General features: G+C 68.0%; 24 protein-coding genes and 2 tRNA genes. 12 read left to right on the forward strand and 14 right to left on the reverse strand.

The window, feature by feature from the left end; translation table 11 throughout:
- The first annotated feature begins 1 nt into the window (after position 1).
- Genes ACYVBN_RS12080 through ACYVBN_RS12090 form a run of 3 tightly spaced genes read left to right on the forward strand, consistent with a single transcriptional unit; the run spans position 2 to position 4,419 of the window.
- The gene (locus tag ACYVBN_RS12080; RefSeq protein ID WP_460600725.1) at positions 2-679 is read left to right on the forward strand and encodes a TetR/AcrR family transcriptional regulator; all 678 of its coding nucleotides are present in this window, start codon (positions 2-4) and stop codon (positions 677-679) included.
- Positions 680-2,416, forward strand: a complete 1,737-nt coding sequence (locus tag ACYVBN_RS12085) for an ABC transporter ATP-binding protein (RefSeq protein WP_460600726.1) — start codon at positions 680-682, stop codon at positions 2,414-2,416.
- On the forward strand, positions 2,416-4,419 hold the full coding sequence (locus ACYVBN_RS12090; RefSeq protein WP_460600727.1) for an ABC transporter ATP-binding protein: 2,004 nt from the start codon (positions 2,416-2,418) through the stop codon (positions 4,417-4,419). Before ACYVBN_RS12085 ends, ACYVBN_RS12090 begins: the two co-directional genes overlap by 1 nt.
- A gap of 6 nt (positions 4,420-4,425) precedes the next feature.
- On the opposite strand, the gene ACYVBN_RS12095 is transcribed toward ACYVBN_RS12090, so the two are convergent.
- The 3 genes from ACYVBN_RS12095 to ACYVBN_RS12105 are packed head-to-tail and all read right to left on the reverse strand — an operon-like array spanning position 4,426 to position 6,813.
- Positions 4,426-5,883, reverse strand: coding sequence for an alpha/beta hydrolase family protein (locus tag ACYVBN_RS12095; protein WP_460600728.1), 1,458 nt, complete (start codon positions 5,881-5,883; stop codon positions 4,426-4,428).
- A complete protein-coding gene (locus ACYVBN_RS12100; RefSeq protein ID WP_460600729.1) occupies positions 5,870-6,517 on the reverse strand; it encodes a hypothetical protein in 648 nt (215 codons plus the stop codon). Before ACYVBN_RS12100 ends, ACYVBN_RS12095 begins: the two co-directional genes overlap by 14 nt.
- Positions 6,514-6,813, reverse strand: a complete 300-nt coding sequence (locus tag ACYVBN_RS12105; protein WP_460600730.1) for a hypothetical protein — start codon at positions 6,811-6,813, stop codon at positions 6,514-6,516. Before ACYVBN_RS12105 ends, ACYVBN_RS12100 begins: the two co-directional genes overlap by 4 nt.
- Positions 6,814-6,987: 174 nt before the next feature.
- Here ACYVBN_RS12105 and ACYVBN_RS12110 point away from each other — a divergent pair, with 174 nt between their 5' ends.
- The 4 genes from ACYVBN_RS12110 (at position 6,988) to ACYVBN_RS12125 (ending at position 10,951) form a co-directional block, all read left to right on the forward strand.
- Positions 6,988-8,073 carry a tellurite resistance/C4-dicarboxylate transporter family protein gene (locus ACYVBN_RS12110; protein ID WP_460600851.1) on the forward strand — a complete coding sequence of 362 codons (1,086 nt, stop codon included), beginning with the start codon at positions 6,988-6,990 and terminating at the stop codon, positions 8,071-8,073.
- 125 nt (positions 8,074-8,198) lie between these two features.
- Positions 8,199-9,077 carry an ABC transporter substrate-binding protein gene (locus tag ACYVBN_RS12115; protein WP_460600731.1) on the forward strand — a complete coding sequence of 293 codons (879 nt, stop codon included), beginning with the start codon at positions 8,199-8,201 and terminating at the stop codon, positions 9,075-9,077.
- Positions 9,078-9,111: 34 nt separating this feature from the next.
- A complete protein-coding gene (locus tag ACYVBN_RS12120) occupies positions 9,112-10,206 on the forward strand; it encodes an amino acid ABC transporter permease (protein WP_440281512.1) in 1,095 nt (364 codons plus the stop codon).
- A 1-nt stretch (position 10,207) separates the two neighbouring features.
- On the forward strand, positions 10,208-10,951 hold the full coding sequence (locus ACYVBN_RS12125) for an amino acid ABC transporter ATP-binding protein (RefSeq protein WP_440281513.1): 744 nt from the start codon (positions 10,208-10,210) through the stop codon (positions 10,949-10,951).
- Between the two features lie 191 nt (positions 10,952-11,142).
- On the opposite strand, the gene ACYVBN_RS12130 is transcribed toward ACYVBN_RS12125, so the two are convergent.
- The gene (locus tag ACYVBN_RS12130; RefSeq protein ID WP_460600732.1) at positions 11,143-13,407 is read right to left on the reverse strand and encodes a (Fe-S)-binding protein; all 2,265 of its coding nucleotides are present in this window, start codon (positions 13,405-13,407) and stop codon (positions 11,143-11,145) included.
- A gap of 187 nt (positions 13,408-13,594) precedes the next feature.
- Here ACYVBN_RS12130 and cysK point away from each other — a divergent pair, with 187 nt between their 5' ends.
- The 3 genes from cysK to ACYVBN_RS12145 all read left to right on the forward strand — a co-directional run bounded on the left by cysK (position 13,595) and on the right by ACYVBN_RS12145 (position 15,881).
- A complete protein-coding gene (gene cysK / locus ACYVBN_RS12135; protein WP_460600733.1) occupies positions 13,595-14,524 on the forward strand; it encodes a PLP-dependent cysteine synthase family protein in 930 nt (309 codons plus the stop codon).
- A gap of 6 nt (positions 14,525-14,530) precedes the next feature.
- Positions 14,531-15,166, forward strand: a complete 636-nt coding sequence (epsC, locus tag ACYVBN_RS12140; RefSeq protein WP_460600734.1) for a serine O-acetyltransferase — start codon at positions 14,531-14,533, stop codon at positions 15,164-15,166.
- Positions 15,167-15,440: 274 nt separating this feature from the next.
- Positions 15,441-15,881, forward strand: coding sequence for an SPW repeat protein (locus tag ACYVBN_RS12145; RefSeq protein WP_460600735.1), 441 nt, complete (start codon positions 15,441-15,443; stop codon positions 15,879-15,881).
- 100 nt (positions 15,882-15,981) lie between these two features.
- On the opposite strand, the gene ACYVBN_RS12150 is transcribed toward ACYVBN_RS12145, so the two are convergent.
- Together ACYVBN_RS12150 and ACYVBN_RS12155 are read right to left on the reverse strand one after the other, a co-directional pair.
- Complete coding sequence (locus ACYVBN_RS12150) at positions 15,982-16,260, reverse strand: HU family DNA-binding protein (RefSeq protein WP_188836899.1); 279 nt, start codon at positions 16,258-16,260, stop codon at positions 15,982-15,984.
- A 184-nt stretch (positions 16,261-16,444) separates the two neighbouring features.
- On the reverse strand, positions 16,445-16,819 hold the full coding sequence (locus ACYVBN_RS12155; RefSeq protein WP_440281909.1) for a YtxH domain-containing protein: 375 nt from the start codon (positions 16,817-16,819) through the stop codon (positions 16,445-16,447).
- Positions 16,820-16,936: 117 nt separating this feature from the next.
- Between ACYVBN_RS12155 and ACYVBN_RS12160 the strand changes: the two genes are divergently transcribed.
- Positions 16,937-17,023, forward strand: a tRNA-Ser gene (locus ACYVBN_RS12160).
- Between the two features lie 135 nt (positions 17,024-17,158).
- Here ACYVBN_RS12160 and ACYVBN_RS12165 read toward each other — a convergent pair.
- From ACYVBN_RS12165 to ACYVBN_RS12200, 8 genes are all read right to left on the reverse strand, one after another.
- On the reverse strand, positions 17,159-17,866 hold the full coding sequence (locus ACYVBN_RS12165) for a hypothetical protein (RefSeq protein WP_460600736.1): 708 nt from the start codon (positions 17,864-17,866) through the stop codon (positions 17,159-17,161).
- A 309-nt stretch (positions 17,867-18,175) separates the two neighbouring features.
- Complete coding sequence (locus ACYVBN_RS12170) at positions 18,176-19,087, reverse strand: glutaminase (protein ID WP_440281907.1); 912 nt, start codon at positions 19,085-19,087, stop codon at positions 18,176-18,178.
- A gap of 50 nt (positions 19,088-19,137) precedes the next feature.
- Positions 19,138-19,533: a (deoxy)nucleoside triphosphate pyrophosphohydrolase gene (locus tag ACYVBN_RS12175; RefSeq protein WP_460600737.1), complete on the reverse strand. Its 396-nt coding sequence runs from the start codon at positions 19,531-19,533 to the stop codon at positions 19,138-19,140.
- Between the two features lie 84 nt (positions 19,534-19,617).
- Positions 19,618-19,690 (reverse strand) — tRNA-Arg (locus ACYVBN_RS12180).
- Positions 19,691-19,764: 74 nt separating this feature from the next.
- Entirely contained in the window at positions 19,765-20,634 is an 870-nt protein-coding gene (locus ACYVBN_RS12185) for an SMP-30/gluconolactonase/LRE family protein (RefSeq protein ID WP_460600738.1), read from the reverse strand.
- Positions 20,635-20,707: 73 nt separating this feature from the next.
- On the reverse strand, positions 20,708-21,283 hold the full coding sequence (gene def / locus ACYVBN_RS12190; RefSeq protein ID WP_460600739.1) for a peptide deformylase: 576 nt from the start codon (positions 21,281-21,283) through the stop codon (positions 20,708-20,710).
- A gap of 117 nt (positions 21,284-21,400) precedes the next feature.
- Positions 21,401-22,261 (reverse strand): YdbT family protein, encoded by an 861-nt coding sequence (locus ACYVBN_RS12195; protein WP_460600740.1) that lies wholly within the window; start codon positions 22,259-22,261, stop codon positions 21,401-21,403.
- A gap of 9 nt (positions 22,262-22,270) precedes the next feature.
- Positions 22,271-22,444 (reverse strand): hypothetical protein, encoded by a 174-nt coding sequence (locus ACYVBN_RS12200; RefSeq protein ID WP_440281902.1) that lies wholly within the window; start codon positions 22,442-22,444, stop codon positions 22,271-22,273.
- Between the two features lie 219 nt (positions 22,445-22,663).
- On the opposite strand from ACYVBN_RS12200, the gene ACYVBN_RS12205 reads away from it, so the two are divergent.
- On the forward strand, positions 22,664-23,620 hold the full coding sequence (locus ACYVBN_RS12205; protein ID WP_460600741.1) for a small ribosomal subunit Rsm22 family protein: 957 nt from the start codon (positions 22,664-22,666) through the stop codon (positions 23,618-23,620).
- The last annotated feature ends 45 nt before the right edge of the window (positions 23,621-23,665 follow it).

Below are 23,665 nucleotides of genomic sequence, written 5' to 3' on the forward strand. Positions count from 1 at the left end.
CATGGGTGCGTCCGGGTCCACCAGAAGCAGCGGTCGCGCGGCACCGCTGCCGCCACAGGAACGCCGAGAAGCCTTGATCCAGGCGGCGATCGGTGTCATTCGTGAGCGCCATACGCTGCCCACCACCCGGCAGATCGCCGAAGCGGCCGGGGTCGCCGAAGGCACCATCTTCCGGGTCTTCGCCAACAAGGACTCCTTCTTCGACGCCGTCATCGAGCGGACCTTCGACCCACGCTCGCTGCAGGAGGATCTCGGGAAAATCGATGGCGGCGCGGGCCTGGAAACGGTGATGATCGACCTGGTCGCTGTGCTGCAGGCCAGGTTCCAGGAGATCTTCGACATCATGGGCGCCTTCAGCATGGTGGGGCCGCCCGAACGGTTCCGGGACCCCGTGCGGCAGCGGCGCCAGGAAGCGGAGCTGGGCTCGTGTGTGCTGCGGCTGCTCGATCCGTATGCCGACCAGCTGCGCCTGCCGGTGCCGGAGGTCACCCGGCTGTTGCGGTTGCTGACCTTCAGCGGGAGCCACAAGCACATCAACGACGGCGAGGTGCTGGCACCCGAGGTGATCGTGCAGACGATTTTGTATGGCGTGTCGACGCGTCCGGCCCCGTGGGCGACCGGTCCGCTCGAGGGTGGCATGCCGGAACGGTTGGCAGGGAAACAGATTCGGGGGAAGTAGATGCTCTTCATACTCATTCGGGACCGGCTCGCGCCGTATCGCGGGCTGTTGCTGGGGTTGGTGCTGCTGCAACTGGTCAATGTCGGCGCCAACCTCTACCTACCGACGCTCAACGCCGACATCATCGACAATGGCGTCACCCAGGGCGACACCGGCTACATCTGGCGGACCGGCGCGATCATGCTCGGGGTCTCCCTCGTGCAGGTCGTCGGATCGATCGGCGCTGCGTTCTTCGGCGCCCGGATCGCGATGTTCTTCGGGCGCGACACCCGCGCGTCGATCTTCCGGTCGGTCGGTCGGTTCTCGGCGCGGGAGATGAACCAGTTCGGTGCACCGTCCCTGATCACCCGCAGCACCAACGACGTGCAGCAGGTCCAGACGCTGGTGCTGATGAGCTGCACGCTGATGGTCGGTGCACCGATCATGATGATCGGCGGGGTCATCATGTCGCTGCGCCAGGACGCCGGTCTGTCGTGGCTGGTGCTCATCGCGGTCATCGTGCTCGGCGCGGCGGTCGGCTCCGTGGTCCGCAAGATGGTGCCCGGGTTCCGCCTGGTGCAGCAGCGCATCGACATCGTCAACCGGGTGATGCGCGAACACCTCTCGGGTGTCCGGGTGATCCGCGCGTTCACCCGCGAGCGGTATGAGGAGCGGCGCTTCGACGGGGCGACCGACAGCCTCACCGAGATCTCGACCAAGGTCGGCAGCCTGATGATGATCATGTTCCCGACGGTCATCACGGTCATGAACCTGTCGACGATCGGCGTCTGGTGGTTCGGTGCCCATCAGGTCGCGAACGGTGACGTGCAGATCGGCTCCCTCTCGGCATACATGACCTATCTGATCCAGATCCTGATGTCGGTGATGATGGCGACCTTCATGTTCATGATGATTCCGCGTGCCTCGGTGGCAGCGGAGCGGATCACCGAGGTGGTCGACACCCAACCCTCGGTGCAGCCGCCGATGCAGCCGGTCACGCCCACCCACGTGCGGGGCGTCGTCGAGCTGGACGAGGCCACCATGCAATACCCGGGTGCCGACGATCCGGTGCTGCGCTCGGTGAGCCTGCATGCCGAACCGGGCCAGACCGTGGCGATCATCGGCTCGACCGGATCGGGCAAGTCGACCCTGCTCTCGCTGATCGCACGTCTCTTCGACACGACCTCCGGTGCAGTGCGCATCGACGGTGTCGACGTGCGGGATCTGGACCCGCAGCTGTTGTGGGGACACGTCGGCATCGTTCCGCAGAAGGCCTACCTCTTCTCCGGCACCGTCGCCAGCAACCTGCGCTACGGCAACCCGGACGCGACCGACGAGCAGCTCTGGCGGGCGTTGGAGATCGCCCAGGCCCGCGACTTCGTCGAGCGGATGGACGGCGGGCTCGACGCCGCCGTCACGCAGGGCGGCACCAACGTGTCCGGTGGACAACGCCAGCGCCTGTGCATCGCTCGTGCGCTCGTGGCGCAGCCGCGGATCTATCTCTTCGACGACTCCTTCTCCGCGTTGGACCTGGCGACCGACCGAAGGTTGCGTGAAGCGCTCGCACCGCACGTTCTCGATGCGACAGTTTTCATTGTCGCCCAGCGGGTTTCGACCATCCGCACTGCGGACATCATCCTGGTGCTGGAGGACGGCGACGTGGTCGGCATGGGCACGCACGACGACCTGCTGGTGACCTGCGAGGCCTATCGCGAGATCGTCGCCTCTCAGGGCGGCACCGGTGAGGAGGCCGCGTGATGGTCAGGAAGACCCCCGCGAAGCAGGACCTGCCGGCGGTGCCCGCGGACCGCGCGGCCAAACCCGTCCGCCGCGGCGGCGGGCCGCACATGGGCGTCGGTATGGCGGAGAAGTCCAAGGATTTCAGCGGCTCGGCGCAACGGTTGCTGCGCCGGTTGAGTCCCCACCGGGCCCGGTTGGTCACCATCCTGGTGCTGACGGTCGCGGCTGTCGCTCTCAACGTGGTCGGGCCCAAGGTGCTCGGCAAGGCGGTCGACACCATCTACTCGGGGGCGGTGGCATCGCATCTCCCGCAGGGGCAGAGCAAACAACAGGTCGTGCAGGCGTTGCGCGACCGCGGTCAGGACACCTTCGCCGACATGGTGTCGGGCATGGACCTGGTGCCCGGCGTGGGGATCGACTTCGGCACGCTCGGCCGGATCCTGCTGGTGGTGCTGTGCCTGTATCTGGCCGCCGGTGCCTTCCAGTTCGTCCAGGCGCGGCTGCTCAACCGGGTCGTGCAGGACACCATGAACACCCTGCGCAAGGACGTCGAGGCGAAGATCAACAGGGTGCCGCTCAGTTACCTGGACGGCCAGCCCCGCGGCGAGCTGCTCTCGCGGGTCACCAACGACATCGACAACATCGGCCAGTCGATGCAGCAGACCATCAGTCAGTTGCTGGTCAACGGGCTGACGGTCATCGGTGTCGTGGTGATGATGCTGACGATCTCCTGGTGGCTGACGCTGGTGGCGATGATCGCCATACCGATCGTGATGCTGGTCACCGGGCAGGTGATGAAGCGCTCGCAGAAGCTGTTCATCGCGCAGTGGGGCCACACCGGCGCACTGAACGCGCAGATCGAGGAGACGTTCACGGGGCACGAGCTGGTCAAGGTCTTCGGCCGGCAGGGCGAGGTGGACGCGTCGTTCGACGGCACGAACGACCAGCTCACCACGGTCAGCTGGCGGGCGCAGTTCGTCAGCGGACTGGTGATGCCGATCATGATGTTCGTCGGCAACCTGCAGTACGTCGTGGTGTGTGTGCTCGGCGGGTTGCAGGTGGCCAACGGGTCGATGACGCTGGGCAACGTCACCGCGTTCGTGCAGTATTCGCGGCAGTTCACCCAGCCGTTGACCCAGATGGCCTCGATGGTCAACCTCATGCAGTCGGGTGTGGCGAGCGCCGAACGCGTCTTCGAGGTGTTGGACGCGCCGGAGCAGCGCCCGGACGCGCACACGCCGATGGCGCCGACACGTGGCGCGGTGGAGTTCGAGCGCGTGGGCTTCGGTTATGCGCCGGACGCGCCGCTGATCGAAGACCTGTCGCTCGCGGTCCGGCCGGGCCAGACGGTGGCGATCGTGGGACCGACCGGCGCCGGCAAGACGACACTGGTCAACCTGATCATGCGCTTCTACGAGCTGGACTCCGGGCGCATCCTCATCGACGGTCAGGACATCACCACGATCAGCAGGCATGATCTGCGCTCGCGGATCGGCATGGTGCTGCAGGACGCCTGGCTCTTCCACGGGTCGATCCGCGACAACATCGCCTACGGCCGGATGGACGCGACCGAGGAGCAGATCCACGCCGCGGCGGAGGCGACCTTCGTCGACCGCTTCGTGCGGTCGCTGCCCGACGGCTACGACACCGTCATCGACGAGGAGGGCTCCGGGGTATCGGTCGGCGAACGACAGCTGATCACCATCGCTCGGGCGTTCCTGGCCGACCCGGCGATGCTGATCCTGGACGAGGCGACCTCGTCGGTGGACACGCGCACCGAGGTGCTGCTGCAGGAGGCGATGGCGGCGCTGCGGTCGGACCGCACCAGTTTCGTGATCGCACACCGGCTCTCGACGATCCGCGATGCCGACACGATCCTGGTCATGGAGGACGGCCACATCGTCGAACAGGGCGGCCACGACGATCTGCTCGCGGCCGAGGGCGCCTATCACCGTCTCTACATGTCGCAGTTCGAGGGAGCGATGACCGAGTCGGACCCGAACGCACTGGATCCAGCATGAAGCTCGTCACGGTCGTCGCAGCTGGAAGGTGAAATCGGTGTCCTTGCCGTCGAGGAATCGGTGGTTGCGCGCGTACCACTGCGAGAGTTGTCCTTCGCCACGATCCGGCGTCAGTTCCGCGGCCGAGCGGGCGTAACGCGACGCGTCGTGCGCGTCGACGAGGCCGTCCAGCCTTTCGCCCTTCGGCGTCTCGCAGACGATGTTGGTCCGGTTGGTCGTGTCCGGGTTGGGCACACCATCGGCCCGCGGCACCGGGTCGTGGATGTTCTCCACGGACAGCACGTTGACGCTCTTGGGCACGTCGATCCGGCCGATCGGCGACCCGGCGGTGACGACCTCCGTGACGTCGAACTTCTCGCGGAAGTGCTGGTCGGCCGCCAGCCGGGTGGCGACGATGCCGCCCTGGCTGTGTCCGGCCATCATGACCGGCTCGCTGCCGGGTCGCACGCCTGCCTCCCTCATGGCGGCTGTCATCGCCTTGTCGATCGCGGGGTAAAGCGCGTGTTTCGTGCCGGCCATGCTCGCCAGGTTGGCGGCAGTGGACGACGGGCCGTGGTCGCTGGTGAGGTTCCAGTGCGTCGTGCCGGGGATGGACACCACCCAGGCGCCCGTGCCGTCGGCTCCGACGACACGACGAACGTGCACCACCGAGTGGTCGGAGTTGGACTCATGCTCCGTCGCGGCGGCTTGCGCGACGATGTCGCTCAACCGCCGCTGCTTGGTAGGCTGCTGTGAGCTTCGAGTTTGGTTGATGCGCAACGGTTTCGAGTCTGCGAACCAGCCGAGCCTCCGGCCGCTGGCGAGCAGCCAGCCGATCTGTCCTTCGTAGTCGGTGGGGGCCGGACCGAACGCTGCCGTCACCACAGGCGAACTGTGCGACACGACCGGCGTCAGGAAGCTGGTCCAGGCGACCGCGCCGTCGACCAGCGCGGGATCGTCCGCCACGTCCTGCTGCAGGTGCGAATCGAAGCTGTCGAACCACGCCTTGCCGTTGCGGACGAACTCGGCGCCGTATTCCGAACGTGACCCGGTGGACGGTGGAAGGGGGTGTTCGAGCGAGGCCTGGGTCGCGGCGAGCGCGATGTCGGTCAGCAATCGCTGCGGGGTCGTGGCGATGGTGAGCGCCGCAAAGGCCGCACGTTGCGTCGCGTCCGCGAGTTCGTATGCCGTGGCGCTCCACCGCAGCGTGCGTGCGACGAACTCCATCCGCAGTGCCAGTCCGCCGAGATCGACCGTCAACGTGGCGATCTGCTCGGTGATGCGCAGCGCCGATCCGGGGGAGAGGATGGCGCTCTTGGCGGGCAGCGACAATCCGATGCGCACCACCGAGGTGCACAGGTGTCGTGCGTCGTCGCCGGAGGTGTCCAGCCGCGTTGCCGTCGTGCGCATGTCGAGGAAGTGGGCCTCGGTGGACCCGGAGCCGCCGCCGACCGTGCACTGCGGTGCGGTGTCAGTGGTTGGCATGGGCACACCCCTGCAGCAGGTCGGCGAAGGCATTGATCCGTGCCTGCACCTGGATGCTCGTCATGGGCCGGAAGGCCAGGTCGTCGTCGGCGTCGGCGCTCAGACAGCCCCAGCCGCCGGGTAACAGGTGCAGCATGGTGGCGAAGCCCTCGATGCCCGGCGCGGTCAGTCGCAGCGCCAAGACCGCTTCGGCACCCCACGCGAATTGGGTGACCCACCAAGGAAGCCCCGGCAGTTCGAGCTCGTCACGGGCCGCGTCGAGGCGTTCGCAGTCACCTTGCCGGATCACCTCTGCCAGCGCGAGGAGCTCACCGGGAGCCAGCGGCGGGATGTCCGGGAGTGGTGATGCCTCGCTCGTCGGTCCTGTCCCGGTGACATCTTCCAGCATGGTGGCGAGGCCGACGAGCTCTGCGCCGAGCCGGTCAGCCGGGCCGCTGATGAGTCGCCACACCCCGTCGGAGGGCAGCAGCAGCTCGAAGTCCTCGCCGGTCGCGCGGGCCAGCACGGCGAGTGCACGAGTCCGGGTGCGGGCACTGATCGACGCGTGTGCCCCGGCCGTCAGTCGGTCGGTGACCGTCCGCAACTCCGACTGCCGGACCGGCCGCTGCGCGAGGGTGACGCTCACGGCGGTCACGACAGGAACCCGGTGACGGGTGCGACGAGGTGCACGACGGACTTGACGACGTTCTCGTGGTCCGACACGTGGCGGGCGTGGCTGTAGAGCAGGCGACTGAGGTGGTCGAGGTCGTCGGCCCGGTCCCGGAACTCGGTCGCCCGATCGGTGAGCTTTTTGCGGTATCGCTCGGCGCCCAGGCTCTGCCAGCGCACCGAACTGTTGCTGCTGACCGAAGTGGCTGCGCTGCGCGCCTGCGTCGCCAGTCGGGCGGCACGGCGTGCTTGTTCGCGGATCTGATCTGGGTCGTCGGACATGCCGACGACAGTAGGTATGTCCTCGGTTGCGGGGCAGCGGCGAACGTCCTTCCTGTGGACGACCCGGCAGCGACCTTGGGGGTGTGCACAACGCGCTCATCGGCGGCGGCCGTGAACGACCACCGCGCCACCCAGCCGGAGCCGAGCCGACGGCGGTAGCGTCGCCCCGTGGTCATGGAGGTGCTCGAGCGGACGCGGGAGGCCGTCAGCCGGTTGTCGCCGGGCTATTTCGCGCTCGTGATGGCCACCGGCATCGTCTCCTCCGGCCTGCGACTGGATGGGGCGACCCGACTGGCGGACCTGTTGTTGATCATCGCCGGTGCGGCGTTCGTCGTGCTGGCGATCTGCAACGTCTGGCGACTGATCGAATTCACCTCGCGAGCGGTCGCCGACTTCTTCGACCCCCAGTTGGCGTTCGGCTACTTCACCTCGGTCGCCGCGGCCGGGGTGCTCGCCGGCGGCGTGTCCGCCCACGGTCTGATCGTGCTCGCGCTGGTGCTCTTCGTCCTCGGCTTCACCGCCTGGCTGCTGCTGGGGTATGCCGTGCCCTGGGCGACCATGCTCGATCGATCGCACCGCCCGACCGTGCGCAACGCCAACGGTTCCTGGTTCCTGTGGGTGGTCTCCAGCCAGTCGGTCGCGACGATGGCCGCCATACTCGAGCGGCACCTGCACGCTGCCGAGCACCTCTTTGCCATGCTCGCAGTCGTCGCCTGGTCGGTCGGCGTCTTCCTGTATGGCGCCGAGAGCATGCTGATCGCGTTGCGGGAGATGCTCTACGACGCCGACTTCGCGCCGTCCTATTGGGTCTGCATGGGTGCCGCGTCGATCACCGTGCTGGCCGGCGCCGAGATCCTGGACTCGCCCGGCTCCGCGGTGGTGACCAACGTGCAACCGATCCTGGACGCGGCCACCGTGATGTTCTGGTCGTTCGCCTCCTGGTTGCTGCCGATGCTGATGGTGGCGTTCTGCTGGCGGCACTTCGTGCGGCGCATGTCCCTGGCGTATGACGTCAGCCTCTGGAGTGTGGTCTTCCCGCTCGGCATGTATGCCGTGGCCTCGATGCACCTGGGACAGGTCGAGGAACTGCCGTGGGTCGAACACATCGGCCGCGTCGAGCTGTGGCTTGCCTTCGCGATCTGGTGCGTCGTCTCGGTCGGTTTCGTGCGCCACCTCCACCGCACACTGCTGCGGAGCCGTGGCGCGTCGCGCGCCGAACGCCATACCGCAACACAGGACGGCAGCACCGCCGCTCGATAACGAATAGTCGCTCATTCAGCAGAATTCCCACGTAATCCCGGTCGACCGCCATATGGTGACTCGCACACAGGCCGGGCGGCATTCCCCGATGCTCGGCGATGTCCCTGCGGAAGGAATTCCAGGTCATGGCATTCACACGTACTCTCAGCATCGTCGGCGCAGTGGCTCTGGCCAGCTCCCTGGCAGCATGCGGTTCGAGCTCGAGCGGCGGCGGTTCGTCGGCGGGCGGCTCCGGCAAATACGGCAACTGCAAGATCACCAGCAAGGCCAACTCGATCAAGATCACGCCGGCGGTCAAGGACACGCTGACCGTGGAGACGACGTTGCCGGCGCAGGGCTGGTGGAACGGCACCACCGCCTCGTCCATCAAGGACGGCTACGAATACTGCATGGCCGCCGAGCTGGCCAACATGGCCGGGCTGAAGAAGCTGTCCATCAAGAACGTGTCGTTCGACCAGCTGGTCGCCGGGCACACCAACAACTTCGACATCGCGCTTGCGGAGATCTCGATCACCCCGGCCCGTGCCAAGGTCGTCGACTTCTCCAAGCCCTACTTCGACTCCAACATCGGGGTGCTGACCAAGAAGGGTGCCGGCGTCACCGCCGACAACATCAAGAGCAAGCGGTGCGCGGCATACTCCGGCACCACCTCGGTCGACTTCCTCAAGAACAAGCTCAAGTGCAAGACGCAGAAGGTCTACCCGGACAACCAGACCCTCTATCAGGGCGTCCTGTCCGGGCAGTCCGATGTCGCGTTGCTGGACACCGCGATCGTGCTGGCGGAGGCCAAGCAGACCGGCGGCAAGCTGGAGGTCGCGGGCCAGTACAAGACGGGTGAGAAGTACGGCGCGATCTACCCGAAGGGTTCGGCGAACGAGAAGGAGTTCGACAAGGGCATCACCACGCTGGTGAACGACGGCACGCTCAAGACGCTGTCCAAGGACTACCTCGGCCCGGCCTTCGGTGGCGACCCGTCGGCGGTCCCGGTGTGGACCGTCAAGTGAGTCGGTCTGACCGAACGCGAAGGGGGTTGACCCCATGAGCATGCGTGCTCTCGTCAACGAAGAGACGCAGCAGGCGCCCGAGCCCAGTCCACCGCACAAGGTGACCGGGTTCGCGGTCGCCGCGCTGGTCGTCGATGTCGTCGGCATCGCGCTGGTGTTGTACGGCGCGAAGTTGCTGCGCGACTACAACCACGGCAATGCCTTCTCGACCGTCGTCGGGGCCATCCTGGTGCTGATGTCGCTCTATCCGCTGTGGCCCACGGTTCAGGGCTTCTCGGGCGCGTCGAAGCGGGCGAAGCTGCTGGACGACAACCAACTGGTCGCCGCCCGCCGAGCGGCGGCACGCGGTCGCGAGGACGCCGCCATCGGTCTCGGCTACGGGGTGGCGGCGATCATCGTCGGTTGCCTGATGTGGTTGGCGTTGACCAACCAGGGTGCGGTCGCCGACACATTCTTCCGGGTGGATGCCTGGCGGCAGTCGTTCCCCGAGGCCATCCAAGGCTTCTGGATCAACGTCTGGGTCGCCGTGGTCTCCTTCGTGCTGGTGCTGATCTTCGGTCTCATCCTGGCGATCATGCGGATGCTGCCGGGACGCGCCGGTGCGCCGCTGCGACTCATCGCGACGGTCTATTGCGATGTGTTCCGGGCGATCCCGGCGATCGTGACGGTCCTCCTGGTGGTCTTCGGGGTCCCCCTGGCGTTCACCTTCACCCAGACCTGGAACGCCGCGTACCTCGGTGTCGTCGCGCTGACCCTGACCTATTCGGCGTATGTCGCAGAGGTCTACCGGGCCGGCCTGGCGTCGATCCATCCCAGCCAGACCGCCGGCTCGCGGTCGCTCGGCCTCAGCTACGCGCAGACGCTGCGGGCGGTGCTGGTCCCGCAGGCGGTCCGCCGGATGGTGCCGCCGTTGCTGAACGACTTCATCAGCCTGCAGAAGGACACGGCGTTGCTGTCGATCGCCGCCATCCCGGAGGTCCTGACGGTCACCAAATTGTGGGAGTCCAAACTGTTCACCCTTGCTCCGGTGACCCTGGCCGCAGTGTTCTTCATCATCGTCACGATCCCGCAGGCGCGTTTTGTGGATTACCTGATCAACCGGGATGCAGCGAAACGGGCGGGTGGTTGAGATGGCTTTCCTGGAGATCAACGACGTCCGAAAGTCATACGGACACAACGAAGTGCTCAAGGGCGTGTCGATCAGCGTCGAACGCCACGAGGTGGTGTGCCTGATCGGGGCGTCCGGGTCGGGCAAGTCGACCCTGCTGCGCTGCGTCAACCAGCTGGAGCAGGTCAACGGCGGTGAGATCCTCATCGAGGGTGACACCGTCACGGGCGCCGGCGTCGACCTCAACCGGTTGCGGCGGGATGTCGGCATCGTCTTCCAGAGCTACAACCTCTTCCCGCACATGTCGGTGCTGAAGAACATCATGCTCGCCCCGACGATGGTGGCCGGGGTCAAGGACAAGCAGGCACGTGAGAAGGCCATGGCACTGCTGGACTCGGTCGGTATGGCGGAGAAGGCCGAGGCCTACCCCGACATGCTGTCCGGTGGCCAGCAACAGCGCGTCGCGATCGTGCGGGCGCTGGCCATGGAGCCGCGCATCATGCTGCTGGACGAGATCACCGCGGCGCTCGACCCGGAGCTCGTGGGCGACGTCCTGGAGATCGTGCGCGAACTGGCCCACGACGGGCTGACCATGCTGCTGGCGACGCACGAGATGGGCTTCGCCAAGGAGGTCGCCACCCAGGTGTGCTTCCTGGAGCAGGGTCAGATCCTGGAGAAGGGGCCGCCGCAGCAGATCTTCGAGAACCCGCAGGAGGAGCGCACCCAGCAGTTCCTCAGCCGGGTGGTCAAGTCCGGCCGCCTGTAAGACACGCCGATCGAGTGCCGCGTCACGCTGGTCGAGTGCCGGAGGAGCGGGCGGGGTCCCCGCGAAGTATTCGGAGGAGCGTGGCGGAGGAGAAACTTCGTGGGGTGCCGGAGCGGGGGAGGTGTATCGAGACCAAGCGCGTTCGGTGCTGGTCTCGATACTCACCTTCCTCCGCTTCGCTCCTCCAGGTGCTACTCGACCGACGTAGTGCCGCGGCGGACGGCGGCGAGCAGCATGTTCGCGACGTCGACGACCTCCACGTCCTCGCGGGCGTTGCCGTCGGACTGTTCGGCGGTGAGGCCGTCGGTCATCATCACCCGGCAGAACGGGCAGCCGATCGCGATCCGGTCGGCGCCGGTCGCGACGGCCTCCTTCGTGCGGCCCACGTTGATCCGTGAGCCGAGCTTCTCCTCCATCCACATGCGCGCACCGCCCGCGCCGCAGCAGAACGACTTCTCACCGGAGCGTTCCATCTCGCGGTATTCGACGCCGGGCAGTGCCCCGATGAGTTCACGCGGCGGTGCGTAGACGCCGTTGTGCCGGCCCAGGTAGCACGGGTCGTGGTAGGTGACCGAGGCGCCGGTCGAGGCGGCGCTGTCGCCGGCGATGGCTTCGTCCGGCCGGGCGACCGGCACCAGCCGCTTGTCCCGCACCAGCTTGTTGAGCAGCTGAGTGTGGTGCAGCACCTGGTAGTCGCCGCCCAGCTGCGGGTATTCGTTCTTCAGCGTGTTGAAGCAGTGCGCACAGGTCACGACGATCTTGGTCGCGCCGGCCTCGTTGAGTGTCTCGACGTTCTGCGCAGCCAGTGCCTGGAAGAGCATCTCGTTGCCCGCGCGACGTGCCGGGTCACCGGTGCACGCCTCGCCGTCACCGAGGACTGCGAACGAAACCCCTGCAGTGTCCAGGAGCTCGGCGACGGCACGGGTCGTCTTCTTGGCGCGGTCCTCGTACGCGCCGGCGCAGCCGACCCAGAAGAGGTAGTCGACCTCGTCGAGCGATTCGACGTCCTGGCCGAAGACCTTCACCTCGAACGGCAGACCCTTGGCCCAGTCCAGACGGGCGCGGGCCGCCATACCCCACGGGTTCTGCTTGCCCTCGAGGTTCTTGAACAGGCCGCCGAGCTCGGAGGGGAAGGCCGACTCGATAAGGGTCTGGTAGCGGCGCATGTCGACGATGTGGTCGACGTGCTCGATGTCCACCGGGCACTGCTCGACACATGCCCCGCAGGTCGTGCACGACCACAGCACGTCGGAGTCGATGATCGCGCCGGCCTCGCCCAGCGGGTTGTATGCCGTCAGCGGCGAGCCCACGTCATACCCGGTGGCGCCGACCAGGGGGATCTGCATGATCGGGTTGTCCGCGGTGGCCGGTCCGGTGCCGGCGGCCGCCTGAGCGGCCTGCAGGTAGGGCGCCTTGGCGTGGGCGTTCTCCCGCAGCGTCATCATCAGCAGCTTCGGCGACAACGGCTTGTCGGTGTTCCAGGCCGGGCACTGCGACTGGCAACGGCCGCACTCGGTGCAGGTGGAGAAGTCCAGCAGGCCCTTCCAGGTGAACTCCTCCACCTGGCCGACGCCGAAGGTGGTGTCCTCGTCCATGTCCTCCAGCGACTCCATGGTCACCGGGGTGCCGGCCACGGTCATCGGCTGCAGCGCACCCAGTGAGGTGCGGCCGTCCGCGTGCCGCTTGAAGAAGATGTTGAAGAAGGCCAGGAATCGATGCCACGCCACACCCATCGTGATGTTGCGGGCGATGACGATCAGCCAGGTCATCGCGGTGAGGATCTTGATGGTGGAGATCACCACGATCAGCGCCTTGACGGTGCCGGCGTCCAGGTGATGCAGCCACTCGCCGTACCAGGCAGTGAGCGGGAAGTGCAGTCCGCTCGCCGAGCCCTCGCCCTCGTACCGGCCGATCGCGTATTCCAGGCCGCGCAGCGCCAGCACGCAGATGATCTCGATGAGGATGACCATCTCGACGAAGTAGGCCTGCCAGAATGTCGAGCCGAAGAAGCGCGACCGGCGTCCGTCCCGGCCGGCCGAGCGCGCGGGGTGCTTGTCGCGGCGGTTCCAGATGAGCCAGCAGATGCCGACCAGGCCGGTCCAGCCCAGCACCTCCACGAGCCATTCGTAGAGCACGAAGTGGCCGATGAGCGGGAGTGCGAACGTCGGGTCCCACACCTGGAAGTACGACGTGAGCACCGCCAGCGACAGGACGATGAACGAGATCATGGTGACCCAGTGCGCCATCGCCACGATCGGCAGGCGCGCCATCCGGGTGTGCCCGAACACCTCCCGCACGAGCGTCGCCGTGCGGCGTCCCTTGTGATCGCCACGGCTTTCCGGGCGGCCGAGACGGAACGTCTGCACGAAACCTCGGACGGCGGGTATGGCGACGGCGATGCCGGCGGCGGTGATCGCCAGGGTGATGATCGCGGCCACGATCTGCAAGGCTGTCATGCGGGCAGTCTAATCACCTGTTACTGGTCGGTAACTTCTGCCGTGTGACTCGCGCACCGATCGGGCGATGGACACTGTTTGCGCGTTCAATAACAACCTGTTGGAATACGCATAACCGGTCCTCGTGTTGGACCGGGCGCGGCCGGACGCAGGCCCGGCGCTCTCCGGACAAGGAAAGGCAACAGACGTGCCCATCTTCGACGACGTCACCCAGGCGATCGGCAACACACCGCTCGTGCGCATCAACCGGATCATCGACGCACCCGAGGGCACCGTTGCCGCCAAGCTGGAGTTCAACAACCCCGGCGCTTCGGTCAAGGACCGCATCGGCGCCGCGATCATCAAGGCCGCCGAGGACGCCGGCGAGTTGAAGCCGGGTGGCACGATCGTCGAGGCGACCAGCGGCAACACCGGCATCGCGCTGGCGATGGTGGGTGCGGCCAAGGGTTACGACGTGGTCCTCGCGATGCCGGAGAGTGCGAGCAAGGAGCGCCGCGCGCTGCTGCGCGCGTTCGGCGCGGAGCTGGTGCTGACCGACCCGGCGGGCGGCATGAAGGGCGCGGTCGAGCAGGCCGAGCAGATCGCCCAGGAGCGTGGCGGGGTGCTGGCCCGTCAGTTCGCCAACGAGGCCAACGCCCGGGTGCACCGCGAGACGACCGCCGAGGAGGTCTGGCGCGACACCGACGGCAAGGTCGACATCCTCGTCTCGGGCATCGGCACCGGCGGCACCATCACCGGTGTCGGCCAAGTGCTCAAGGAGCGCAAGCCGGAGGTCCGGGTCGTGGCCGTGGAGCCCGCGGAGTCGCCCATCCTCAACGGCGGCAAGCCCGGCCCGCACAAGATTCAGGGCCTGGGCGCCAACTTCGTGCCCGAGGTGCTGGACACCGACGTGTATGACGAGGTGCTCGACATCAACTTCGAGCAGGCCATCGAATGGGCCCGCAAGGCCGCGACGCAGGAGGGCCTGCTGGTCGGCATCTCCTCCGGTGCGGCGCTGGCGGCCGCGGCACAGGTCGCCGCCCGGCCTGAGTCGGCCGGCAAGACCATCGTGGTCATCATCCCCAGCTTCGGCGAGCGCTACCTGTCGACGGCGCTCTTCGAAGGTTTGGTTGACTAGCCAGTCATGGCCCACGGCACGCTGCTCACCACTGGTCACCGTTCGAAACCGGTGACGCAGTCGGTGCGCGCTGCCGTCGCGTCGGTGCGCGAGGATCTCGACGCCGCCATGCAGCGTGACCCCGCGACGACCTCGCGCCTGGAGATGGCGCTGGCGTCGCCGGGGCTGCACGCCATCTGGGCGCACCGGGTCGCGCACCGCATGTGGCGCAAGGGTGGCCGCTGGCGGCTGCCGGCCCGGCTGGTCTCCCAGGCGGCTCGCACGGCGACCGGCGTGGAGATTCACCCGGGGGCACAGATCGGCCGGCGCTTCTTCATCGATCACGGCATGGGCGTGGTCATCGGCGAGACCGCCGAGGTCGGTGACGACGTGATGCTCTACCACGGAGTCACCCTCGGCGGCCGTTCGCTCGACCGGGTCAAACGGCACCCGACGGTGGGCAACAAGGTCACGATCGGCGCCGGCGCACGGCTGCTCGGTCCGCTCACCGTCGGCGAGGAAGCGCAGATCGGCGCCAATGCCGTCGTGGTGCGCGACGTCCCGTCATACAGCGTGGCAGTGGGGGTCCCGGCGAAGGTGCGCCCGTCGCAGCCGGTGGCCGCGCAGCCGGACCCCTACGCCGACCCGGCGTTGTTCATCTGAGCCCGATCCACTCCGCGCCAGGGTCACCAATGTCCATACTGTCGCCACTTATTCGCGGTTTCGTGGCAATGTCGGCGAGTAACCGACGACAGTAGCGACTGCATCGCAGTTAATCGGTCGCGCACCCGCGCCCGAGCAGATCGCCGCGTGCGACCACAGGATGGCTGCGTACGACACGCGCAGCGGCGGATGAGGCGGTTGCCGGAGCGGAGTCATTTCGCCGGGTTGGGAGGACAATGGAGGGGCAACTTCTCCCCCACACAGGAGGTGGGTCATGGCAACGCACCACATTTTCGACACGTCGATGGCACACCACCCGGACATCGTGGCCCTGCGGGACCGCTACGACCGGGCGGCGGGGACTCCACGTGCTCAGCTTGCCGAGGGCCTGATGGTCCTCGCCGGCGGGTACGCAGCGATCTCACCCTGGATCATCGGCTTCAGCGGCAGCACCACACCGCTGGCGATCAACGATCTGATCGTCGGTGTGGCGATGATGGTGATGACGATCGCATGTGCCGGTTCGGGCGGCCGGATGTACGGCATGGCGTGGGTGACACCGGTGATGGGTCTGTGGCTCATCGTCGCCAACTGGGTCATGCACGGCATCAACCCGTCCGTCGGCACGACGATCAGCAACATCGTCGTCGGGGCCTGCGTGCTGGTGCTCGGCGCCGCGGTGATGGGGGCCACGATGCGGCCCGACCGCACCTGACCGGTCCGCGCGGCCGCAGTGTCGTCCGCGTGGCATACACCAAGGGGCTCGGCGACCGATCGGTCGCCGAGCCCCTTGAAGTGTTGCTGAGGGGAGTGGGTCACTCGCCCTTGGCGGCAGCCTTCAGCTTCGAGCCGACGGTCACCTTGGCGGCCTTGGACGCCGGGATCTGGATCTCCTCGCGCGTGCGCGGGTTGCGGCCGGTGCGGGCCGCGCGGTCGACGCGCTCGATGGTGAGCAGGCCCGGCAGCTGGACCTTCTCGCCACGGCCGATCGCCTCGAGGATGACGTCGTTGAAGCCGCCGATGACGGCGTTGGCGTCCTTGACGCTCACACCGGTGCGCTGAGCGATGGTGCTGGCAAGGTCAGTGCGGTTCATGAATGGGTCCTGTTCCTTGTCTCGGGGACCGGTGTGGGCCGATCCGTCGAACGTGGCTAGTCCGCCGAGGGTCGGCGGTCTGTTGAGTCAGCACCTGCGACAGGTCGGATATTCCGCGCCATTGCAAGGGTGTGGCCCGCGCACCACGTTAGACGCAGAGTGCGACGAGGTCCACGACACCCCGTCAGCGCGTCGTCCCGGTGGTCTCGGTGACGGAGGAGGTCGACGGGTCGGCGGCGGTCGTCGAGTTGGCGGGTTCGGCGAGACTGCCACCCACCACCGGGCCCTGCCGTTGGCCCAGGGCGGCGTGAAAGCCTGCAGTGGCAGCGCTTTTCGCGGCTTGGCCGACGCCCTTGATGGCGGCCTGCCCTGCGGCCGCGGCGACTTCCGGGCCGCGCTGCTTGATCTGTTCGGTGGTCTTCGCCCGCTGCTCCACCACGGCAGGGTGGTTCCAGGCGCGGCCGCTGACCTGCTTGATCTGCTCGTAGCGGTCGCGGCCGGCGCGTGCGCCGAGCACGTAGCCCGCGGCGATGCCGACGACGAATGCCAGCTTGCCCATCGAGGTTCCTTTCGTCGATTCCGTCCGACCCTACCTGCCGCTGTATGGCGCTCGCGGCGTGCTCGGGATGCGTCCCCTAGGATGGTGCGCGCTCGCGGGGCTCGGCCGTGCGGGCGAGGAGGGCTCGCATAGTGGCCTAGTGCGGCGGTCTTGAAAACCGCTATGCGTTCACGCGCATCGTGGGTTCGAATCCCACGCCCTCCGCTCGTCGCGTCAGCGCCCACTGAGGGCCGACGGTTCCCACGCCTCCGCGAACGGGGTACGTCGTACAGAACGCGCGGTATTGCACGCGTTCTGTATGACCGAAGCGTGACGTGAGGCGCCGGTCGGTCCGGCGCGTCAGTGTGTCAGTCGCCGCCACAGGCCGGTGCCGGCGAGCGCGGCACCCACGGCGCAGCCGAGCGCTCCGGTGAGGAGCAGGCCGTTCAGGTCCCCTCCGGTCGACCCGCCGTCGGTGACGATGGCCGGTCCGGTGACCTTCGTGGTGGCCGAGGATGTCGTGGCGGATGTCGTGGCGGATGTCCTGGCGGGCATTGTGGTGGCGGAAGGCTGCGTCGGACGCGGCGTGGCCGGGCCCGTGCTGGTCGGTGTGGCGCTGGGCGACGGCGCCGCGCAGTTCTGCGGCACGGTGACCTGCCCGATGCTGAACTGCATGCCGTGGTCCGCGGGCGCGTAGAAGTAGTCGACCTGGGAGCGCCTCGTCGTGACTGTTCTCGTGGCGCCGGGAGCCAGTGCCGAGTAGTAGCCGTCCTCCGTTGTCGAGCCGTGCGCCCGCCATGAGAAGCCGATGGCGTATGACGCCTTGTTCGTCACCGTGAAGCTGCGGCAGTGCGGGATCACTGCGGGCGGCGTGCAGGTCGGCGCCGCAACGACAACTGTCCACGAGCTGCGACCCGTCAGCACGTAGCCCGCGAGCGCCCGGGCGCTCACCTGCACGGTGTCGTCGCTGCTGTAATCCGACACCAGGTAGTCGCTCGGCGTCAGGACCTCATCGTTGACGAGGTACTGCACACCGGTCACCCGCGGGATGGTGAAGAGGTTGTCCATGCCGCCACAGCCGATGGTTCTGCCGGTCGGCGCGATCGCCGTGACAGGGATGGCGGCTGCCGAGACGGGAGCTGTCCCCGAACCCGACGGTTGAGCAGTCGCCGGTCCCGCCATGGCGAATATCAGCAATATTCCGAGCAGTGTCGCCACCGCCGTCGCCGCAGCTCGGGTGGTGCCCCTGATTCCACGTCCCGACATACCGTCGGCCCCCTTGTGTGTTCGCACTGACGATGCCCGAGCGGCGCTCAGGGCCGGCTCAGCAAACTGACAGTTGGTCCGTGGCGGGGCGAAAGCGGCCGTCGCAGCCGGTCAGAACACGGACCAGTCGGTGAGTTCGGTGAAGCGGTCCAGCGCCGCGACACCGGCGACCGAGTTGCCGCGCCGGTCCAGCCCAGGGCCCCAGACCGCGACCGAGCAGCGGCCGGGCACGACGGCGAGTATGCCGCCGCCGACGCCGCTCTTGCCGGGTATGCCGACGCGGTAGGCGAATTCGCCTGCGGCGTCATACGTTCCGCAGGTCAGCATGACGGCGTTGATGCGTTTGGTGCGACCGGGGGACAGCAGCCGGGAGCCGTCACGCAACAGTCCGTGCCGGGCCAGGAAGAGACCGGCCAGGGCGAGGTCGCGGCAGTTGATCGCGATCGAGCACTGCCGGACGTACTGATCCACGATCGTGTGCACGTCGCCACGGATGTTGCCGTATGACGCCAGGAAGTGCGTCAACGCCAGATTGCGGTCGCCGTGTGCGGCCTCCGACGCGGCCACCTCCTGGTCGCAGTGGATGTCGGGGTTGCCGGATTCGGTGCGGAGGAACTCCAGCACCGCCTCGGCGGCGTCCCCGACGACGCCGGCCAGGTGGTCGGTGACCACCAGCGCGCCCGCGTTGATGAACGGGTTGCGCGGGATGCCGTTCTCGTACTCCAGTTGGACCAACGAGTTGAACGCGTTGCCCGATGGTTCGCGGCCGACTCGCCACCAGATGTCCTCGTCGTTCTCCGAGAGCGCCAGGGCGAGGGTGAAGAGCTTGGAGATGCTCTGCAACGAAAAGGGTTTCGTCCAGTCTCCGGCCCCATGACAGGAGCCGTCCGGGAGTGCCACCGCCATACCGAACTGACGCGGGTCCACCGCGGCGAGTGCCGGGATGTAGTCGGCGACCGAGCCGGTGCCGATCTGTGGCTCGACCGCACGGACGACCCGGGCGATCAGTTGGTCCATGTCCATGGGTCCACTGTGCGGCACAGCCGGGTCGGAGCGACAACCGAGGCGGCCGCCTATCCCAGCGTTCGGATGACGCGCTCGACAGCCGGCATGTCCGCGGGTGCCCAGTCGAGGCCGGGCAGGTCGGTCACCGGGAGCCACCGCAGCTCGGCGTGCTCCGTGGCCGAGGGTTCGCCGGATCGCAGGGTCGCGAAGAACGTCGTCAACCGGACGATGCCGAAGCTGTAACGGTGCGAGGTGGTTTCGACGAGCTCGCCGACATCGACGTCGCAGTGCAGCTCTTCGCGCAGTTCGCGTCGGAGTGCCTCCCGCGGTGACTCGCCCGGCTCGATCTTGCCGCCCGGGAACTCCCACAGGCCGGCCTGCGCCATTGCCGGGCCGCGTCGTGCGGCCAGGACCAGGCCGGCACGCACCAGCACTGCGCCGACGACGTCGATCCGCTGGGTCACTGGGCCGCCTCCCTGGATCCACGAGAAAGCCCTGGGGAGCGTCTCCGCTCCACCAGGGCTCGTGCACTGTCTCAACTCAGTACGTGCACCCGTAGGGATTCGAACCCCAAACCTTCTGATCCGTAGTCAGATGCTCTATCCGTTGAGCTACGGGTGCGTGCCGCGCAGTCACCCGCGCAACGCTGAGACACTCTACCCGAGCGGATGCCCAGGTGCGAAATCGGCTGCCGCTCAGGCGCCGAACGGCAGCACCGGCATACCGCCGACGCCCGGCTCGACGGCGAACACCGCTCCGGCGAGTGGTTGTTCACCGTCCGGGACGTTCTCCCGGGTCGTGGTGATGTAGAGCGTCTGCAGGGCCTCCCCGCCGAAGGTGCAGGCCGTGACGTTGGTGACGCCGGGCACCTCGACCACCTCGCTGAGCTCGCGCCGGACGTAGCGGTGCACGGCCGAACCGCCATACAGGGCGACCCACACGCCGCCCTCCTGGTCGACCCAGAGGCCGTCGGGGTTGCCCTCGACGTCATCGGGGAGGGTGACCCACGGGCGGCGTTCGGTCAGGCCGGTCTCCGGGTCCCAGTCGAACGCCCAGATGGTCCGCGTCGGGGTGTCGTTGAAGTATGTCGTGGAGCCGTCCGGTGACCAGCCGATCCCGTTGGCGATCGTCAGGTCGTCGAGGACCGGTGACGCCATACCCTCGGTGGTCAGCAGGTAGAGCGAGGCGCCGCCCTTGTGCTGGTCGTAGGCCATGGTGCCGCAGTAGAAGTTGCCCATCGGGTCGCAGCCGCCGTCGTTGAACCGCACCGACGGGTCGTCCCAGATCGGCTGCATCACCTGCAGGTCCGACAGGTCGTTGCGGGAGGCCAGCGCGAAACCGCGCTCGACCGCGATCAATGCGCCGCCGGCACCGCGCGGCCGCATCGCCGCGGCCACCTTGCCGACGTGGATGCGTTCGACGTCCTCCCCGCGGGCGATCAGCACGTCGCCGGCCATCATGTCGACATACCGCAACTCACCCGGCCCCTCGAGGGACCACTCGGGCCACCAGACCGGCCCTTCGGCGTGGAAGGCGTGGGGCTTGGCGATCGGTTCGGCGCGCATGGTGCCAGCCTATGCGCGGCCTCTTGATCTCGATACGCGGCTCGTTCCTCGCTGCCACTCGATCAGCGAGGCGTCAGACCTTCTCGGCTTCCTGGGTCTGCGGGTCCCACTTGGTGATGTGGGCGGCCTCCCAGCCGCGGGCCTTCATCGCCTCACGGGCCTTGCCGCGGTATGTCGGGGTCAGCCGCTCGACATACAGCTTGCCGTCCAGATGGTCGGTCTCGTGCTGCAGGCACCGGGCCAGCGTGCCTCCGGTGGCCTCGATGACGACCTCGTGGCCGTCCAGGTCCGTGCCGGTGACCCTGGCCCAGTGGGCCCGAGCGGTGGGGAACCACTCACCGGGCACCGAGAGACACCCCTCGGCGCCGTCGTCCGGCGACGGGTCGCCCGGCGGGACGGTGCCCTTCTCCAGGACGGGGTTGATCACGACGCCGCGTTGCGCCACCTCGGACTCGTCGGCGCAGTCGTAGACGAAGATGCGCAGGCGCACGCCCACCTGGTTCGCGGCCAGGCCGGCGCCGTGGGCGGCGTCCAGCGTGTCGAACATGTCCTGCACGAGGGTGCGGATCTCCGGCGTGATCTCCTTGACCTTCTTGGTCGGCTGGTGCAACGCCTTGTGCCCGATGACGGTAATCGGACGGACTGCCATGAACCTCAACTCCAGCTCGTGCTCCCGAGTGCGGCGCTCCACCGCGTACTGACTCGAACCCGAAGGTTATCCGGCGGACCGGGCCGTGCGCCGCCCCGGCGGCGGAAGCCGGACGTGTCAGTCGTCGCCGAGGTCGCGCGGGCGACGGTGTCCGGCCGGCGGATCCTGGTCCGTCCAGCCGGTGTCGCCCTCGTGGCCGAAGGCCGGGGGCCGATCGTCCTTGGCGCGCCGCAGGATGCGCTCGCGCAAACCACTGCGGCGCGGGCGCTCGGGCCGCGGCAGGTAGGTGCCGATGGGCCGGATCGGCACGTCGGTCGGGTCGTATGCCGGGTCGTATGTCGGCTCGTGCCGCGGGTCGTGCCGCGGGTCGTCGCTGTGCTGCCGGCGGCCCGGGGAGCGCGCACCGGCGAGCTGCAGGTGCAGGAACGGGTCGGTGTCGTCCTGGGCGTCATACGTCGCGGCCGCCTCCGGGTCGTCCTCCCCGAAGATCTCGCCGACGATGGCCAGGTAGGTGCCCTCGGCGTCCCGGATGAAGTCGATGCGCCGCAGTGCCTGCTCGCGCCCGGCGCTCTCCAGCACGAACTGCCCGTAGCCGAACAGCTGACCGAGCAGGGTCCGGTTGAAGGACATGTCGGTCACTTTCGCCAGCGGCATCATCGCGACGCGGCGCTTGAGCACGCCATACATCATCAGCAGGCGCTTGTCGGTGGCGACGAACCAGTCGAGCCGCCAGATCACCAGCCGGATGACGGCATACGCCAGCAGGAGGAACCAGAGTTTCCAGGCGAAATCGGTCAGTGCGCCCAGTCGGGCCGGCGCGGAGAACCCGGCGATGAGGGCCAGGAAGAAGCCGGCCACCGCCATGGCGACCGGCGGCGCGACCGACGCCCAGTGCTGCCGTTGGGCGACGACCAGCGTCTCGTCGTCGAGCAGGAAGCGCGCCATCGCCGACTCGGCGCGTGGATCGACGTGATCCATGGCGTCGGGCTAGCCGTTGAGGATCTTGTCGAAGAACGTGCCGATCTGGTCGGCGCCGTTGGTAATGATCGACCAGACGTTGTGCACGATGTCCGCCGACCGGCCGGGCGAGGTGAAGATCGCGTAGGCGATGAACGCGACGACCAGCCAGATCACGACCTTGCGGACCTTGTCCAGGGCCATGATTCCTCCGGCTCTCGTGAGTGTGGGGCGCGCGGTGGGCGCACGGGTCTGAGACTGATTGTGGCAGATGTGACGCCTGTGACTCGGTTTGCCGGGCGCCGGGAGTGTCGTACGGCGCCGTCGGCCGCAGCACGTCACCGCGCTCGCCGCCGGCGCGGTGACTATGATGTCGGCCGTTCCGCAACCCTTCTGCCCCCGTGAGGTCCCACCATCTCCGCCTTGTCACGTGCCGCCGACCTGCGGCTGCGCGACGCGCTCGATGCGGCCGCCGCCGGCGTGCCGCGCGGTCCGCTGGCCGCCTCCGTCGACCGGCTGATCGGTCGGTATCGCGAGGGGGGTGCGGCCGCGACCCCCATCCTGGCCGGCGCCACGGACGTGCTGGCCTACGCGCTCTACCGCATGCCGGCCACGCTCGCGGCATGCTCCGCGATGTTCCGGCAGAGCGCCGTCCGGCTGCCGGGGATCGCGACCGTCGTCGACCTCGGCGGCGGCACCGGCGCCGCGGCGTGGGCAGCGCGCGAGACCTGGCCGGCGGCGCGGATCACCGTGCTCGACCAGGTCGCCGAGGCGTTGCAGCTCGGCCGGCAGCTGCGGACGGACGAGTCCGGCATGGTCGACTTCGTGCGCTGGCGGGCCGGTGCGGCGGTGCCGGCGGCCGATCTGGTGACCGTGTCCTACGTCCTGTCCGAGCTGTCGGCGCCGGACCAGGAGGCGCTGCTGGCCGCAGCGCTGGCTGCGGCCGGACGCGCTGTCGCGGTCATCGAACCCGGGACGCCGTCCGGTCATCAGCGCGTCCTGCAGGCGCGGCGGGTGCTGCTCGACGCCGGCTGGCAGGTCATCGCGCCGTGTCCGCACCAGGACGCCTGCCCGGTGCGGCCGCCCGATTGGTGCCACTTCAGCGCCCGGGTCGAGCGTTCCGCGACGCACCGGCAGCTCAAACGCGGCGAGCTGGGTCACGAGGACGAGAAGTTCTCGTATGTCGTGGCGGTGCCGGACGGGCCGCCGACGGGCGACGCCCGGATCCTGCGGCACCCGCTGAAACGCAAGGGGCTGGTCGAACTGCAGCTGTGTCGACCGGACGGCACCGCGAGCCGTGACGTGGTGACGAAACGGCAGGGGGCGGCATACAAGGACGCACGGGACGTGCGGTGGGGCGACACCTGGAGTGACGGCTGAGCGCCACCGTCAAATAACTCTTTGACGGTCGGTGTTCGGCGCGCC

It is taken from the genome of Flexivirga lutea, assembly GCF_054778955.1.